Source organism: Muricoccus nepalensis (genome assembly GCF_006438825.1).
Taxonomy (GTDB): domain Bacteria; phylum Pseudomonadota; class Alphaproteobacteria; order Acetobacterales; family Acetobacteraceae; genus Roseomonas; species Roseomonas nepalensis.
Genome location: NZ_RCZP01000002.1, coordinates 1 through 14880 on the forward strand (window position 1 = coordinate 1; position 14880 = coordinate 14880).

A 14880-nucleotide genomic window follows, 5' to 3' on the forward strand; every position below is an offset into this window, starting at 1 on the left:
GCCGCCGCGGCGCCCGCCCCCGTGCCCGCGCCCGCGCCGGCCGAGCCCCCGCCGCCGCCCATCGGCCCCGTCACGCAGCTTCCCCTGCCGCGCTTCGCCTCGCTCCGGGCCGAGGAGGTGAACCTCCGCGCCGGCCCCGGCACGCGCTACCCCATCGAGTGGACCTACCAGCGCCGCGACCTGCCCGTGCAGATCGTCCGCGAGTTCGAGCTCTGGCGCCGCATCAAGGACATGGAGGGCACCGAGGGCTGGGTGCACCAGTCCAACCTCACGGGCCGGCGCAACCTCGTCGTCACCGGGGAGGAACGCGTCCTCCGCCGCCGCCCGGAGGAATCGGGCGCCGTCGTCGCCCGCCTCCAGCCCGGCGTCCTCGGCCGCATCCGCCTCTGCGCCACCGGCGAGACCTGGTGCGAGGTCCAGGTCGGCGAGCACCGCGGCTGGCTGCGCCGGGGCGACTTCTTCGGCGCCATGCCCGGCGAGGAGGTCAAGTAGCACACGGCGAAACGATCCGGCCCCGTCTTGCCCAGCCCCGCCGCCCCGCCGTATCCCCCGGGCGGGCGGCGCCGGAAGCGCGCCGCGCCAGGAGGGACCGCATGACCACACCGCACCGGACCGGCCGCCGGCCGCTCCTCGCCCTGCCCGCCCTCGCCCTCCTCGGCGCTTCCCCGGCCCGCGCCCAGCCGGCCGGCGGCACCCCGCTCCGCCTCGTCGTGCCCTTCCCGGCGGGCACCACGCCCGACACCCTCGCCCGCCTCTACGGCGCGGCCATCACGGGCCCGCTGGCCCAGCCCGTGGTCGTGGACAACCGCGCGGGCGGCGGCGGCATGATCGCGGCCGAGTACGCGGCCCGCGCGGCGGCCGACGGCAACACCCTCTTCGTCGGCGGCAACGGCCCGATCGCCATCAACAAGCACATCACCGACCGCATGCCCTTCGACCCCGACCGCGACTTCCGCCCGGTCGCCTTCCTCGGCATCTCCATGCAGGTCCTCGTGGTGCGCCCGGGTCTCGCTACTGACCTCGCGGGCTTCCTCGCCGCGGCGCGGGAGCGGGAGGTGAACTACGGCAGCGTCGGCGCGGGATCGGCCAGCCACATGTTCATGGCGGGCCTCGTGAACCAGGCGGGGCTGAAGGGCCAGCACATCCCCTACCGCGGCGCGCCCCAGGCCCTGCTCGAGATCGCCGCCGGGCGGGTGGACGTCATGGTCGCGGCCATCGGCTCCGCGCTGCCTCTCATCCGCGAGGGCAAGGTGGTCGCCCTCGCCGTCACCGGCCCCGCCCGCGACCCGCTGCTGCCCGAGGTGCCGAGCTTCGAGGAGGCGGGCGTGCCCGGCTTCGTCCTGCCGGTCTGGAACGCCCTCTTCGCCCAGCGCGCCGTGCCCGACGCGGCGGTGGAGCGCATCGCGGCCGCCGTCGCCGAGGCCCGGCGGGACGAGGCGGTGCGCCGCGGCGTCGTGGCCGCCGGCTTCACGATCGAGGCGCGCGACCCCGCGGGCATGGCCGCCTTCATCGCGCGGGAGAGCGACCGCTGGGGCGAGATCGCGCGCGCCACGGGCGTGCGCCTGACGGACTGACCCGCGGCCCATCGGCCACAGCCCGGCCCCGCCCGCCGCGCGGCCCCCCGCGGCCGATTCCGGCGCCGCCGCGATTGCCCTAAGACAGCGCCTCCCACCCTCGTGCCACGGAGGCCGCGGCGCCTTGCCGGACCTGCTTCACCCCCAGGAGCGCGACCGCCTTCTCGCGGCCCTGCGCCGGCGGCTGCGTCGCGCGGCGCTGGACGGCCGGCCGCTCTCGGGCCTGGCGCGGACCGAGGCGCCGGGCGCGCCGCTCGCGCTCCGCGACAACGCCCTCGCGGCGGAGGCCATGGCCATCCCCGCCCTACGCGAGGCCGATCCGGGCCTCGCCGACACCCTCCTCCACTTCCTGACCGCCGTCGCCGAGGAGCCCGGCGCCCCCTCCCGCGCCGTCCGCCCCGCCGAGGCGGAGGCCGCGGCGCGCGTCGAGATCCTGCGCGACAACCCCGCCGACCTCCGCGTCCTCACCCCCTGGCACGAGTTCACCGGCGACCTCGCCCACGGCCTGCTGCGCCAGCGGATGCGCGACGAGCCCTCCGCGTCCGGCGAGGCGGCCGGACGCCGCGGCGTCCTGCACAGCGGCAACATGGCGCGCCTGCGCGCCGTCGGCGGCGTGCCCGGCCTGCTCGGCCGCCTCTCGCTCCGCGCCCGCACGCTCGACGTGGAGGACGCGATCACCGCGGCCGGCGTCCAGCCCGAGGGCGCGGGCGCCCTTCTCTGGCACGAGAGCGCGCTGCGCCTCCGCCCGCTGCCCGGCGTCTCCCTGCCCATCGGCACCCTCCGCTACGAGTACCGCGTCTCCGCCGCCGACCCCCTCCTGCGCCTCACCGTCGTGCTCCGCGCGGGCACCCGCGCCGGCCTCGCCGCGCTTCGCCTGACTACGGCGGCCGACGCCCTCTCCGAGGCCGAGCCCCCCTTCGCCCACGCCTCCCTCGGGCGCGACGGCGGGCAGGTCCCGCGCGCCGAGGGCCCCTTCGGCGAGGACGAGCTGCTGGCCCAGGGGCCGCTCGACTCCCTCCACCTCTGGCAGTCCGGACCGGCGGAGGAGGCGCTCGCCCTCCACCTCCGCCCCCGCGCGGGGGAGGCGGTGTTCAGCGCCCGCCTACGCGGGCGGGAGGGCGCCCCCCACTGGCTCGTCCTCCGCCACGCCTTGCCCGACCTCGCCCCCGGCGGCACCGCGACGCTGCGGGAGGACCGGCTCCTCGCCCGCGGCGTCGCCCACGGCACCCCGGCGGCCGCGCTCCGCCTGCTGCGCGACCCCGCGGCGCTCGCCGGCCGCGACCCCGGCCAGGCCGGGATCGGCGCGCCGCTGGCCGCCGTCGCCGCCACCCTCCTGAACGCCCCCGCCTTCGCCCACCCCATCCCGCGCGACCGCCTGGGCGCCCTGCAGGACTGGCTCGACCGCCAGGTCGCCGCCCTGCCGGAAGAGGAGGCCGCGGCGCTTCCCCTCGAGGAAACCGCCCTCCTCGTGCTGGCGCTGGACGCCGCCTGGCGCCTCGGCGGCCTGCCGGGCGACCGGCGCCGCCTGCGCGCCCTTCTCGCGCGCCTCGTGGCGGCGGCGGGGCCGGAAGGACCGGCGGGCGCGGACCTCGCCGGGCGGGGCGCCGCCATCCTCGCCCTCGCCCGCGGCGGAAGCCTCATCCCCGAGCCCTGGGTGCTCGACGCGCTCCGCCACGCCGTGCTGGCGCTCGATCCCGCCGCGCTCTCCCCCCCACCCGCGACGCGCGCCCTCGCCGCCGTGCTGCGCGGCCTGCGCGCGGTGGAGTACCTCGCCGGGACCGGCCGCATCCCGCCCGACGCCGCCGTGCTGGCGCGCGCCGCCGCCCTGCGGGAGGCCTCGCTCGCTGCCCTCTCCGGCCGCCTCCGCGCCGAGGGCGACCGGCTCGAGGTTCTGGCGGAGGAGGGGGGCGAGGCCGATGCCCCCTCCACGGCCGCCCTCCTCCTCGCCGTCCTCTCCCCGGACGAGGCGGCGCTCTCCATGGGGATGGTGACGGCTTGAGGCGCGTTCCCGCGGCCTTGGCCCTCGCCCTCGCCCTGGGCCTCGCGGCCACCGGCTGCGCCGCGCCGCCCCCGCCGCGCGAGCCCCCGATCGCCTATCCTCCCTCCGTCCGCGAGCGCGTGATGCGCATCGCCGAGGCGGAGTGGGAGGAATGGGGCCGCCTCGCCGCCGGCCTCGGCCTGCCGCGCCCGCCCGCCGGCACGGAGGGCGCGACCAGCGCCTTCCCCCGCGTCCTCGCCTATTGGCGCGCCGTGCCGGACGGGGAGGCCGAGGCCGCCATCGCCCGCAACCGCGCCCGCTGGTCCGCGACGCTGGGCGGCCTCCTCCCGCGGGAGGGCGTCTGGTCCGAGCCCGCCTGGTCCGCCGCCTTCGTCTCCTACGTCATGCGCGCGGCCGGGGTGGACGAGCGCGAGTTCCACGCCTCCGCCGCCCACGCCTTCTACGTCGACGCCATGCTGCGCGACGCCGCCGAGTTCCCGGCCCAGGCCCCCTTCGTCCCGCACGACCCCGCCCTCCGCGCGCCCGCGCCCGGCGACCTCGTCTGCGCCGACCGCTCCCGCCGCCCGCTCGCGGCCTGGCAGGACCGCCTGGCCGAGGCCGGCCGCTTCCGCCCCATGCACTGCGACATCGTGCTGCGCACCGGCCCCGGAGCGGCGGAGGCGGTGGGCGGCAACGTCGCGGACGCGGTGACGCTCACCCTCTACGCGACCGACGAGGCGGGCCGGCTGCTGCCCCGCCCGCCCGGCGAGCCCGTGGTCTTCGCCGTCATCGAGAACCGCCTCGGCCGCCTGCCGCCGTTTCAGCAGCCGTTGGTTATCTCCGCGGGCGGCGCCGGTAACGCGGGCGCAAACCGCTAAGCGCTGCCCAGGATTGTTTGCGCGAAATTTCGCAGTTATATTCCATCCAGAAGAATGCCGCGCGCCTATCGACAATATCTTCGAAGATAATCATTATCTCCCTCGACGCGCGAACCCCGGGCCGCTTTTGCCGGCCGGGGTTCACGCCGCAGGATGATCCTACTTCGAGAGGTGCATTATGGCGGATACGCCGGAACCCACGTCCAGGCGCAAGGGCGGAATCGATCTTGATTCCATGAGCGCGCAGGAACTCACCGCGCTGATCGAGGCGGCCGAGGCCAAGCGCACCGCGAAGCAGCAGGAGGCGCGGACCGCGCTCATCGAGGAATTCCGCAGCAAGGCCGCCGAAATTGGCCTCGAGCTGAATTCGCTTATTCCGGCCGCCGCCACGCCCTCCTCCCAGGGCCCCGCCCGCCGCACCCGCCGCGATGCCGGCGGCTCGGTCGCGGTGCGCTTCCGCGGCCCGAACGGCGAGACCTGGAGCGGCCGCGGCCGCATGCCCCGCTGGCTCTCGGCCATGGAAGCCTCCGGGCGGAAACGGGAAGAGTTTCGTATCTGATCGATAATTCATTTTTTGTGATAAAATGTAGCGACTGATAACTTCCAGGGGCGGCTCCCGAAAGGAGCCGCCCCTTTTTCATGCCTTACCACCGCCCAGCGTGCATAAATGCGAGAGGGTTATTTTTTTCTACAAAAGCCGGGCGCGTGGCACGGCCAAGGCGATGCAAGGGTCCGGCCACCAAACCCCCGGTTTTCACGCGCCCGGTTTGTTCAACCGCTTTTTACGAAGCCCGCTTCCCGGGCACGCCTCCGAATGGCTTTATCCAAGCGGAGCCTTTGGGGGGCATGGCTTTCAAAAACGTGTTCTTCCCGGTTGCACTCCCGGCACACGGGAACACGAAAGCGGCCGCCCCTCAGCCCGTCGCGCCCCGCAGCGCCGCCCAGACGCGCTCGGGGGTCGCGGGCATGTCGATGTGCTCCACCCTCAGCGCGTCGCAGATCGCCGAGATCACCGCCGGCAACGCGCCGACCGTCCCCGCCTCCCCCGCCCCCTTGGCGCCGAGCGGGTTGGTCGCGGTCGGCTGCGGGTTGGACAGCACCTCGAATTCCGGCAGGTCGCCCGCGCGCGGCAGGGCGTAGTCCATGAAGGAGGCGGCGAGGAGCTGCCCGCTCTCGGCGTCGAAGCGCGCCTCCTCCATCACCGCCTGGCCGAAGCCCTGGGCCACGCCGCCGTGGATCTGCCCGTGCATCAGCAGCGGGTTCACCACCGTCCCGACGTCGTCGGCCACGGTGTAGCGGTCGAGCGTCACCCGCCCCGTCTCGGGGTCGACCTCCACCTCGCAGAAGTGGCAGCCGTTGGGGAAGGTGGCGTCGCCCGGCGCCACCATGGCCTGGGCCGTCAGCCCCGCGTCCTCGCCGGGCGGGATCGGGCCGGGCGCGTGGGCGGCGGCGGCCACCTGCGCCAGCGTCACCCCGCGGTCCGTCCCCACGACGGCGAAGCGGCCGCCGGGCAGGGGGGTGAACTCGACGTCCTCCTCGCCGCATTCCAGCAGCCGCGCCGCGATCCGCCGCCCCCGCTCCACGATGCGCGCCGTCGCGGCGGAGAGCGCGGTGCCCCCGGCCACCACGCTCCGGCTGCCGAAGGAGCCGCGCCCCTGCGAGACCGCGTCCGTGTCCCCCGCGACGATCCGCACCCGGTCCGGCGCCAGGCCGAGCAGGCTCAGCGCCATCTGCCGGAACACCGTCTCGTGCCCCTGCCCGTGGTTGTGCGTGCCGAGCAGGAAGGTCGCGCTGCCGTCCGCGTTCACCCGCACCTCCGCGGATTCCGGAGCCGGCGTCCGCGGCGGCCCCGCGCTGATCTCGATGGCGTTGGCGACGCCGAGCCCGCGCCGCATCCCCCGCGCCTCGCTCGCCGCCCGCCGCGCCGCGAAGCCCGGCACGTCCGCCGCCGCCTCGGCCATCGCCATGCCGCGCGCGAAGTCGCCGCTGTCGTAGGTGAAGACGAGGCCCGTGCGGAAGGGCATCGCCTCGCGCGGGATGAGGTTGCGCCGCCGCAGCGCGACCCGGTCCATCCCCAGCCGCGCGGCCGCGACGTCGATCGCGCGCTCCACCGCGTAGGTTGCCTCCGGCCGCCCCGCGCCGCGGTAGGGCGCCAGCGGCTGGGTGTTGGTGAAGGCCCCCCGCACCGTCGCCGCGATGACGGGCGTGCGGTAGACCCCGGCCAGCCCGCCGAGGTTGTTCGTGCTCGCGTGCGGCCCCATCAGCGCGAGGTAGGCGCCGAGGTTGGCCAGCGTCTCGATCCGCAGCGCGAGGAAATGGCCCTCGGCGTCCAGCGCCAGCTCCACCCGGTTGTGGGTGTCGCGCCCGTGCGGGTCGCTCTGCATCCCCTCCGTGCGGTCGGCCGTCCAGCGGAGCGGGCGGCCGAGCGCGCGGGCGGCGAAGAGCAGCGCCGCGTGCTCCTGCGTCGGCTGCCCGCGCAGCCCGAAGGCCCCGCCCATGTCCGGCGAGATGACGCGGAGCGAGGAGGAGGGAATGCCGAGCACCGCCGCCAGCTCGTCGCGCACGGGATGCGCGCCCTGCACGCCACTGCGCAGCGTGAAGCGCCCCTCCGCCGCGTCGTGCCAGGCCACCGCCGCGCGCGGCTCCATGAAGGCGCCAACGACGCGGCTGACTCGGAAGTCGAGGGAAACGACATGCGCCGCCCCCGCGATCGCCGCGGCCGCCGCCGCGTGGTCGCCGAGCGTCCACTCGAAGGCGAGGTTCCCGGGCGCGAGCCCCGGCCAGACCTCCGGCGCGCCGGGCGCGAGGGCGGAGGCGGCGTCGACCACGGCCGGCCGGGTCTCCCACTCCACCAGGATCGCCTCCGCCGCGTCCCGCGCCGCCGCCGCCGTCTCCGCGGCCACCAGCGCCACGGGGTCGCCAACATGCGCGACGGCGTCGAGGGCGAGCGCGCGGTAGGGCGGCCGCGGCATCGGCGCGCCGCCCGGCCGGTGGCGCGGCACGGCGCAGGGCAGGGTGCCCAGCCCCGCCAGGTCGGCGCCGGTGAAGACCCCCCGCACCCCCGGCAGGGCCCGCGCCGCCGCGGCGTCGATGGACAGGATCCGCGCCGCCGCGTGCGGGCTGCGCAGGAACACCGCGTGCAGCGCGCCCGGCGGCACCTCGTCCTCGGTGTAGCGGCCGAGGCCGCGCAGCAGCCGCCGGTCCTCGTGCCGGCGGACCGGGGCGCCGATGCCGGCCCCCGCGGGTTGAACCAGGCCGTCCATCACGCCTCCCGCCGCCGCGCTGCCCGCGGTCAAGTTCCGGCCGAGACGCCGCCCGGCCCCGAGCCGGGGCGGATCATGTCGAAGCGCCCGCGCGCGATCAATGCGGCCCCCTCAGGCGAGGGCCAGCATCGCCCGGTACACCGGCCCCTCCGCCAGCGCGTAGGCCGTGGCGAAGTGGTTCGTCCCCTCCAGCACGATGGGCTCGACGCCGAGGAGCGCCGCGAAGTCCTGGGACTGCCGGATGAACTCGGGGCTCTCCGCCGTGCCGTAGGCGATCACCACCGGCGCCGCGATGCGCGCGACGTGGTGCACGGGGCTCAGCGCCAGCGCCTCCGCCGCCTCCAGCGCCACATAGGCCCCGCGCGCCGAGAGCAGCGCGGGCTCCAGGTCGTAGAGGCCGGACAGCAGCGTGACGGAACGGAGAAGCGGCCCGACGCGCGGGTCCGTCGCGACCACCGCCGCCACATGCGCGCCCGAGGAATGCCCGGACAGGTGCAGCGGCCCCCGCGCCGCCGCCCAGAGGCAGGCCGCGACCACGTCCTCCACCATGTGCGGCAGGCGGAACTCGGGCAGCAGGCGGAAGTCCGGCACCGCCACGTCCAGCCCCGCCGCGACGAGCGCCGGCGCCGCCATCCCCGCATCCGCCCGCGTCAGGCTCCGCCAGGCGCCGCCGTGGACGTGCAGGTGGATGCCGCGCGCCGGCGGCCGGGCGCGGTAGAGGTCGAGCAGCCCCGCGCCGGTGTCGTGCACCTCCGGCGGGTGCGCCGCCCGCGCGGCCGCGGTGTCGGCGGCGTAGCGGGCGATCCATTCCGCGGCGTCGGCGGCCCAAACGCGCTGGTCATAGGCCGCGTCCAGGCCGGCCTGGTCGTAGTCGCGCCAGACCTTCATTCCCTCATTCCGGCCGGATGTTGTGCTCGCGAATGATGGCGCCCCAGCGCTGCCGGTCGGCCGCGATCTGGCGCTGAAAATCTTCCCGCGTGCCGCCGAGCATCTGCAGCCCGTTCTCGGTGAAGCGCCGCTGCACCTCGGGCGCCTGCATGGCCCGGTTCAGCTCCGCGTTCCAGCGCGCCACCATGGCGTCCGGCGTGCGCCCGGGCAGCACCACCCCGAACCAGGAGGGGATGACGAAGCCCGGCAGCCCATCCTTCGAGATGACGGGAAGGTCGGGGATCAGCGGCGACGCCTCAGCCGCGCCATAGGCCACCGCGCGCAGACCGCCGTCCCGGATCTGGCCGAGGAACTCCGGCATGTTGCCGAACATCACGTCCACCCGCCCGGTCGAGATGTCGAGGATGGCCGGCGCGCCGCCGCGATAGGGCACCTGGGTGATGGTCGTGCCCGTCAGCGCCCCGAACAGGATGCAGGAGAGCTGCTGGCTCGACCCCGCGCCCACCGTCGCGCAGCTCGTGTTCCGCCCGCGCTCCTTCGCCAGCCGCGCGAGGTCCTGCCAGCTGCGGATCGGCGCGTTCGGCCCGGTGACGAGGATGTTGTAGACGGAGGCGATGTTCGTGACGGGGATGATGTCGCGGTCCACGTCATAGGGCAGCGGCTGCATCTGCGGCGTCACCGTCAAGATGCCCATGGAGGCCAGCAGGATGGTGTGCCCGTCCGGGTTGCTGCGCGTCAGCTCCTGCGTCGCCACCACGCCGCCGCCGCCGGTGCGGTTCTCCACCACCACCTGCTGGCCGACCTGCTTGCCCAGCTGCTCCGCCAGGATGCGGCCGAGCAGGTCCGAGGTGCCGCCGGGCGCGAAGGGGTTGAGGAAGCGGATGTCCCGCGTGAAGGGCGGGTCCGCCGCGCGCGACGCGACGGGGGCCAGGAACGCGGCGGCGGCCAGCAGGGCGGCGAGGCCGCGGCGGTGAGTGGTCTTCATGGGGTCCTCCTCTTGCGTCGCGCCGCCCTCGTGCCGGGACGGTCGTCAGGGATGGGGTTCAGACGTAGCCGGGGCCCTCGATCGCGGGATGGGCCCGCAGCCAGTCCTCGTCGACCTCCACGCCGAGGCCGGGCGCCTCGTTGGGCCGCACGCAGCCGTCCGCGCCGAGCGCCCAGGGCGTGCTCACCAGCGCGTCGCGGAAGAGGTTCCCGCGCGAGACGTCCGCCTCGAAATAGCCGGGGTTGTCGATCGCGCAGAGGAAATGGATCGTCGCCGCCTGGTTCAGCCCGGTCATGGAGCTGTGCGGGTGGATCGGGATCTTGTGCGCGGAGGCGATGGCCGCGATCCGCAGCGCCTCCGTGATCCCCCCGCACTTGGAGAGGTCGGGCTGCCAGACGCCGATGCTGTCGTCCTCCAGCAGCGGCGCGAACTCGAAGCGGGTGAAGTGGTTCTCCCCCACCGCCAGCGGCGTGCGGCCGTAGCCCCGCGCCTCGCGGTAGGCGCGGCGGTCGTGGGGCGGGAAGGGCTCCTCCAGCCATCCCATCGCCAGCGCGTCCATCGCCGGCATCACCCGCCGCACGTCGGAGAGCGAGTAGGCGGTGTTGGCGTCGGCCAGGATGTCGATCCCCGCCCCGAAGGCGCGCCGCACCGCCTCCATCCGCGCGATGTCGTCGGGCACCGTGTCGCCGATCCGTAGCTTCACCGCGCGGTAGCCGGCCTCGATCATCGGCCGCGCCTCCTCCACCAGCGCCTCCGGCGGCTGGTAGCCGAGCGCGACGCCGCCGGCGTAGGCGGGCACCGCCCGCGCCGCGCCGCCCAGCAGCCGGTAGAGCGGCCAGCCCACCGCCTTCGCGCGGATGTCCCAGAGCGCCATGTCCAGCCCCGACATGGCGAGCGCGCAGCCCGCCCCCATGCCGTGGCTCGCGAGCTGCCCGCGGTAGATGCGGTTCCACACCCCCGTGGTGTCCGTCGCCTCCATGCCGACCACCAGCCGCCGCAGCGTCGTCTGCAGCAGCGCCGCAACGGCGGTGTGGGCGCGCCCGTGGTGGCTCTCGCCCCACCCCACCAGCCCGCTCTCGGTGACGACCTTCACCACCACCGCGTCCCGCTTCACCGCCCGACCGACGCCGAGCGCGACGCCGCCGCCCTCCGGCACGGGGAAGGAGGTCGGGAAGGCCTCGACCGACGCGATCCTCATGCCCGCCCCCCCTGGCCGTATTCCTGCAGGAAGGATTCCCGCACCGTGATCCCGAGCCCCGGCCGGTCGGGGATGGCGACGTGCCCGTCCTCCACCGGGAAGCTCTCCTCGATGAGGTCGTGCAGCATCGGGTTGTGGCCGAGCGAGTACTCGAGGATGAAGCCCGCGCTCTGCGTCGCCGCCAGGTGCATCCCCGCGGCAAAAGCCGGCGCGCCCGACCACAGGTGCGGCGCGAGGCGCAGGTTGAAGGCCGAGGCGAGCGCCGAGATCCGCAGCCCCTCCGTCAGCCCGCCGGCGATGGCCAGGTCCGGCTGCAGCACGTCCGCCGCGCGAAGCTCGCAGATCTCGCGGAAGTCGTGCCGCGTGAACTCGCTCTCCCCCGCGCTGATCGGCACGGAGGAGGAGCGCCGCACCTCCGCCATGCCGGCCTTGTCGTCCGCGCTCACCGGCTCCTCGAACCAGAAGAGGTCGCAATCCTCCACCATCCGCGCGAAGGCCCGCGCCTCCGCGACGGTCCAGGTGCCGTGCGCGTCGGCCATCAGCCGGATGTCGGGGCCCAGCGCCTCGCGCGCCGCCCGCACCCGCGCCGCCGAGCGCGCGGGGGATCCGTCCATCACGCCCACGCGCATCTTCACCGCGCGGAACCCGGCCTGGTCGCAGTAGCCCTGCAACTGCGCGCCGATCTTCGCCGCGTCCGCCCAGCCGCCCGAGGCATAGGCCGGCATCCGCTCCACGCGCCGCCCGCCGAGCAGCCGCCAGACCGGCACGCCCAGCGACTTGCCGAGGATGTCCCAGAGCGCGACGTCCACCCCCGCGATCGCGGAAATCGACAGCCCCCGCCGCCCCACCTGCGGCAGCGCGTAGCCGCCGGCCACCGCGTATCCCTCGCGCGGCGTGTTGTACATCACGTCCCACAGGCGGGAGATGTCGCGCGGGTCCTGCCCCACCAGCAGCGGCGCGTAGTCGTCGTTGACGATGGCCGCGAGCCCGGCGCAGGCGGCGGCGCTTCCCACCCCCGCCTTGGCCTCGCCCCAGCCGGTGATGCCGCACGCCGTCTCGACGCGGACGATGACGGAATCGAAGGTCGGCACGCGGCCGAAGTCGCTCGTGTGCTGGCGCTCGTAGGGGATGGGCACGCGGCACCAGGTGGCGTGGACGCGGGCGATCCTCATGCGGGCATCCCCTCGGGCACGGGATGGCCCAGGGCCGCGCGACGCGCGCGCGACGCCTCCCAGGCCTCGGGGTTGATGAAGGAGCGCGGGCGCTCGCCCGCCAGGATGCGCACCACCTCCTCGGCGGCGCCGACGCTCATGCGCACCATCGCCTCCCCGCTCAGCCCCGCCGCGTGCGGCGTCAGGATGACGTTGGGCAGGGCGCGCAGCGGGTGGCCGGCGTCCAGCGGCTGCACGTCGAACACGTCCAGCGCCGCGCCGCCGATGCGCCCCGCGCCGAGCGCGTCCAGCAGCGCCGCCCCGTCCACCACCGGCCCGCGCGCCAGGTTCAGCAGCCAGGCGCCGGGCTTCATCCGCGCGATCCGCGCGGCCGAGACCAGCCCGCGCGTCTCGGGCGTCAGCGGGCAGGCGAGCGCGACGAAGTCGCTTTCCGCGAACAGCGCGTCCAGCTCCGCCCGCTCCACGCCCTGGGGCATGGGGGCCTCGCCGCGCCGGTGCCCCAGCACCCGCATGCGGAACCCGGCCGAGGCGATATCCGCCAGCCGCGTGCCCACCGCGCCCATGCCGACGATGCCGAGCGTCCGCCCCCGCAGCTCGAAGGCGCCGGCCGTTCGCGCGCGGGACCGCTCCCAGCCCTCCGAGAGCAGCGCCGCGTGCATCGTCTCCACGCGCCGCGCGATGGCGAGCATCTGCCCGATGGCGAATTCCGCGACCGAATCCGCGTTGGCGCCGGGCACGTTGGCGACGAGCACCGCCTGCGCCGTGCAGTCCTCCACCGGGATCATGTCCAGCCCCACGCCCTGCCGCACCGCGGCCAGCAGGCGCGGCGCGCGGGCGGAGAGGTCGTCGGGCAGCTTCCGCCGGACCACCACGGCGTCCGCCCGCGCCAGCAGCGCGTCCAGCCCGCCCGCGCCGGGCAGCTCAATCGCGTGCCCGGCGGCGCGCAGCACGGCCTCGCCGGCGGGGTCCATGGGGTCGGTGAGGGCGACCAGCATCTCAGGCCACCTTGTACTGCGCGAGGATGGCGGGATCGACCTCGATGCCCAGGCCCGGCCCGTCGGGCACGCGCACGATGCCGCCGCGCTGCACGATGGGGTCGCGCGCCAGGTGGTCGCGCAACGGGTTCGGCGTCTGCTCGAACTCCAGCATCGGCGGCATCGGGCGGAAGGCAGGGGGCGTGTCGGGCAGGGCCGCCAGGAACTGCACGGTGGCGGCGAGCCCGATCGCCGATCCCCAGGCGTGCGGCACGCACTCCACCCCGTGCGCCGAGGCCATGGCGGCGATCTTGCGGCACTCGCTGATGCCGCCGGCCGCGCAGACGTCGGGCTGCACGATGTCCATCGCCTTGCGCGCGATCACGTCGCGGAAGCCCCAGCGCGTGAAGTCGTTCTCGCCCCCGGCCACGGCCATGTCGAGCGCGCGCGTGACCTCGACGTAGCCGTCGTGGTCCTCGGGGCTCACCGGCTCCTCGAACCAGAGGATGTCGTGCTCCTCCATCGCGCGGCCGAGCCGGATGGCCTGGGGCACGGTGAAGCAGTGGTTGGCGTCCACCGCCAGCTTCACGTCGGGCCCGATCGCCTGCCGCACCGCCGCCACGCGCCGCAGGTCGAGCTTGGGGTCGCCGAGCCCGATCTTCATCTTGATCGCGCGGAAGCCCTGCGCCGCGTAGTCCCGCGCCTCCTCCACCGCCTCCTCGACCAGCCGGTCCATGTCGATGAAGTAGAGGCCCGTGGCGTAGGCCTGCACCTCCGTCCGGTGCGCGCCACCGATCAGCTTGTGGACGGGCCGCCCCACCGCGCGGCCCATGATGTCCCACAGCGCGATGTCGATGCCCGACAGCGCGGCGATGGTCATCCCCGTCAGCCCGTAGTCCTTGATGCGGTTGTAGAGGTCCTCCCAGACCACCTCGACGTCGAAGGGGTCGCGGCCGATGACGCGGGCGCGGTACTGGGTGTCGATGATGGTCTTGTTGACCATCGCCGGCCCGTAGCACTCGCCCCAGCCGGTGATCCCCTCGTCCGTGCGGATCTCCACGATGCAGGAGGCGCGCGTCGTGTAGAGCCAGCCGCGCGCCGAGGTGAAGGGCTGCTCCACCTTCGACTGCAGCACGTGGGTGATGACGTCGGTGACTTTCATGCGCTTCTTCGTTTCCTCCGTGCGGGCCCAGGCCTCAGTCGCCGCGCGCCCGCCGTTCCAGCAGCTCGATCCAGTAGCTCTCCACGCCCCGCAGGTGCCCGCCCATGGCCGCCTCTGCGCGCTCGGCGTCGCCCGCCGCCACGGCGTCGCGCATGGCCCGGTGCTGGCTCTGCGAGAGCGGCGCGCGCGTGCCGTCCGCGAAGAAGGCGCGGCGGCGGTTGCGGGACATGAGGTAGAAGGCGTTCACCACCCGCAGGAAGACGTGGTTCCCCGTGGCCTCCACCAGCGCCAGGTGGAAGGCGGCGTCGTGGTCGGCCGGGTTCTCGCCGGCGGCGATCGCGCGGTCGGTCGCCTCCAGGATCCCGTCCAGCCGGGCGATGTCCGCCGCCTGCCGGCGCTCGGCCGCGAGCCGCACGCCCTGCATCTCGAGGATGCGGCGAAGCTCCACCACCTCCCGCACCTCCGCCTCCGTCAGCGGGATGCCGAGCTCCGCCTGCAGCACGATCGCCTCGATGGAGCCCTGCTTCTCCGCCGGGCGCAGGTAGATGCCGGAATTCGGCCGCCGCTCGATCAGCCGCAGCGTCTCGAGCACGGCCAGCGCCTCGCGCACCGCGCCGCGCCCGACGCCGAAGCGCTCCGCCAGCTCCCGCTCGGAGGGCAGCCGGTCCCCCGCCTCCAGGCGGCGATGGGCGATGAAGGGAAGCAGCCGCCCGATGAGGTTCGCCCGCTCGTCGGGGACGATCCCCCTTTGACGGCCATCCAGATTGGTCATACCAAATTGGTAGGACCAAAGAGAGCGGGGCCGCAA

Annotated in this window: 13 protein-coding genes; 5 read left to right on the forward strand and 8 right to left on the reverse strand. The window is 75.1% G+C overall.

The annotated features are described in order from the left end of the window. The 5 genes from EAH89_RS02280 to EAH89_RS02300 form a co-directional block, all read left to right on the forward strand. On the forward strand, positions 1 to 492 hold a 492-nt coding region (locus EAH89_RS02280; RefSeq protein ID WP_338325515.1), incomplete at its 5' end, for an SH3 domain-containing protein. A gap of 101 nt (positions 493 to 593) precedes the next feature. Continuing rightward, the gene (locus EAH89_RS02285) at positions 594 to 1574 is read left to right on the forward strand and encodes a Bug family tripartite tricarboxylate transporter substrate binding protein (protein ID WP_140881170.1); all 981 of its coding nucleotides are present in this window, start codon (positions 594 to 596) and stop codon (positions 1572 to 1574) included. 124 nt (positions 1575 to 1698) lie between these two features. Further along, the gene (locus EAH89_RS02290; RefSeq protein WP_140881171.1) at positions 1699 to 3573 is read left to right on the forward strand and encodes a hypothetical protein; all 1875 of its coding nucleotides are present in this window, start codon (positions 1699 to 1701) and stop codon (positions 3571 to 3573) included. Further along, positions 3570 to 4430, forward strand: coding sequence for a DUF2272 domain-containing protein (locus EAH89_RS02295; RefSeq protein ID WP_241666822.1), 861 nt, complete (start codon positions 3570 to 3572; stop codon positions 4428 to 4430). Before EAH89_RS02290 ends, EAH89_RS02295 begins: the two co-directional genes overlap by 4 nt. A 178-nt stretch (positions 4431 to 4608) precedes the next feature. Continuing rightward, positions 4609 to 4989 (forward strand): H-NS histone family protein, encoded by a 381-nt coding sequence (locus EAH89_RS02300; RefSeq protein WP_140881172.1) that lies wholly within the window; start codon positions 4609 to 4611, stop codon positions 4987 to 4989. 355 nt (positions 4990 to 5344) lie between these two features. Here EAH89_RS02300 and EAH89_RS02305 read toward each other — a convergent pair whose 3' ends face one another. From EAH89_RS02305 to EAH89_RS02340, 8 genes are all read right to left on the reverse strand, one after another. Further along, positions 5345 to 7693, reverse strand: a complete 2349-nt coding sequence (locus EAH89_RS02305; RefSeq protein WP_140881173.1) for a xanthine dehydrogenase family protein molybdopterin-binding subunit — start codon at positions 7691 to 7693, stop codon at positions 5345 to 5347. A gap of 111 nt (positions 7694 to 7804) precedes the next feature. Then, entirely contained in the window at positions 7805 to 8581 is a 777-nt protein-coding gene (locus EAH89_RS02310; RefSeq protein ID WP_140881174.1) for an alpha/beta hydrolase, read from the reverse strand. Positions 8582 to 8585: 4 nt separating this feature from the next. Further along, positions 8586 to 9566, reverse strand: coding sequence for a Bug family tripartite tricarboxylate transporter substrate binding protein (locus EAH89_RS02315; RefSeq protein ID WP_140881175.1), 981 nt, complete (start codon positions 9564 to 9566; stop codon positions 8586 to 8588). Positions 9567 to 9624: 58 nt separating this feature from the next. Continuing rightward, a complete protein-coding gene (locus EAH89_RS02320) occupies positions 9625 to 10764 on the reverse strand; it encodes a mandelate racemase/muconate lactonizing enzyme family protein (RefSeq protein WP_140881176.1) in 1140 nt (379 codons plus the stop codon). Beyond that, entirely contained in the window at positions 10761 to 11936 is a 1176-nt protein-coding gene (locus EAH89_RS02325; RefSeq protein WP_140881177.1) for a mandelate racemase/muconate lactonizing enzyme family protein, read from the reverse strand. The genes EAH89_RS02320 and EAH89_RS02325 overlap by 4 nt, the downstream gene beginning before the upstream one ends. Next, positions 11933 to 12931: a hydroxyacid dehydrogenase gene (locus EAH89_RS02330; RefSeq protein WP_140881178.1), complete on the reverse strand. Its 999-nt coding sequence runs from the start codon at positions 12929 to 12931 to the stop codon at positions 11933 to 11935. Before EAH89_RS02330 ends, EAH89_RS02325 begins: the two co-directional genes overlap by 4 nt. A gap of 1 nt (position 12932) precedes the next feature. After that, entirely contained in the window at positions 12933 to 14072 is a 1140-nt protein-coding gene (locus EAH89_RS02335) for a mandelate racemase/muconate lactonizing enzyme family protein (RefSeq protein WP_140881179.1), read from the reverse strand. A gap of 34 nt (positions 14073 to 14106) precedes the next feature. Further along, entirely contained in the window at positions 14107 to 14844 is a 738-nt protein-coding gene (locus EAH89_RS02340; protein ID WP_140881180.1) for a FadR/GntR family transcriptional regulator, read from the reverse strand. Positions 14845 to 14880: the final 36 nt, after the last annotated feature.

Coding starts and splice junctions, on each gene's coding strand:
- EAH89_RS02320 (WP_140881176.1), bottom strand. CDS start 10,764: ATGAGGATCGCGTCGGTCGAGGCCTTCCCGACCTCCTTCCCCGTGCCG.
- EAH89_RS02310 (WP_140881174.1), bottom strand. CDS start 8,581: ATGAAGGTCTGGCGCGACTACGACCAGGCCGGCCTGGACGCGGCCTAT.
- EAH89_RS02330 (WP_140881178.1), bottom strand. CDS start 12,931: ATGCTGGTCGCCCTCACCGACCCCATGGACCCCGCCGGCGAGGCCGTG.
- EAH89_RS02325 (WP_140881177.1), bottom strand. CDS start 11,936: ATGAGGATCGCCCGCGTCCACGCCACCTGGTGCCGCGTGCCCATCCCC.
- EAH89_RS02335 (WP_140881179.1), bottom strand. CDS start 14,072: ATGAAAGTCACCGACGTCATCACCCACGTGCTGCAGTCGAAGGTGGAG.
- EAH89_RS02315 (WP_140881175.1), bottom strand. CDS start 9,566: ATGAAGACCACTCACCGCCGCGGCCTCGCCGCCCTGCTGGCCGCCGCC.
- EAH89_RS02340 (WP_140881180.1), bottom strand. CDS start 14,844: ATGACCAATCTGGATGGCCGTCAAAGGGGGATCGTCCCCGACGAGCGG.
- EAH89_RS02285 (WP_140881170.1), top strand. CDS start 594: ATGACCACACCGCACCGGACCGGCCGCCGGCCGCTCCTCGCCCTGCCC.
- EAH89_RS02300 (WP_140881172.1), top strand. CDS start 4,609: ATGGCGGATACGCCGGAACCCACGTCCAGGCGCAAGGGCGGAATCGAT.
- EAH89_RS02305 (WP_140881173.1), bottom strand. CDS start 7,693: ATGGACGGCCTGGTTCAACCCGCGGGGGCCGGCATCGGCGCCCCGGTC.